Below are 556 nucleotides of genomic sequence, written 5' to 3'. Positions count from 1 at the left end.
TTAAACGACTATCATTAAACGACCTCTTTTATCTTCTTGGCTCATCTTTTTAGATCAAAAACATGCTTTACCCTAACCCCTTATCGTCGCTGTCGTTTTTATCTTTTAACACTAATTTAATGATCCTCCATATGATGATTAATAAAATGATGGTTAAAAGCAAATACCAAACATTGATAAAAACGGCTTTCATCATTTGATTTTCCTTATTTTTTACTCAAAGATAGCCTTATAACGCTATTTTCTAAAGCGTCCAAACGATGCAAAACTTGCGCTTCTAGGCTGATTAACGCTCCCTTTGGCATTTCTATTTTTTCATCTCCCACTTCAAAAACGATTTTGCCCTCTAAAACCTGCACGCTAATCGCTCCCGGGGCCTTGTGTTTGTCCATGACAGCTCCCTTAGGCATGCAAATACGGATTTCCTTATTGGAAGAATTTTCACTCAGCGTTTCAATGTGGAGCTTTTCAAAATGAACGCCCTCTAAAAAATTAACCACTTCCATCAAAAACTCCTAGTGTGATATTTTCTTAATTTAGACCTTAATTTAAGAAA

The 556-nt window shown here is 35.6% G+C and carries 2 protein-coding genes; both read right to left on the bottom strand.

What is annotated here, in order from left to right; genetic code table 11:
* Positions 1-67 precede the first annotated feature (67 nt).
* Positions 68-196, bottom strand: a complete 129-nt coding sequence (locus BZK24_RS09800) for a hypothetical protein (protein WP_000973846.1) — start codon at positions 194-196, stop codon at positions 68-70.
* Positions 197-206: 10 nt separating this feature from the next.
* Positions 207-506 (bottom strand): cupin domain-containing protein, encoded by a 300-nt coding sequence (locus tag BZK24_RS03735; protein WP_077656611.1) that lies wholly within the window; start codon positions 504-506, stop codon positions 207-209.
* Positions 507-556 lie beyond the last annotated feature (50 nt).

The sequence above is a fragment of the Helicobacter pylori genome, from assembly GCF_001998165.1.
Classification (GTDB): domain Bacteria; phylum Campylobacterota; class Campylobacteria; order Campylobacterales; family Helicobacteraceae; genus Helicobacter; species Helicobacter pylori_DL.
The sequence above is the reverse complement of the archived record's forward strand: the minus strand, read 5'-3'. Positions and strand labels throughout refer to the sequence as shown.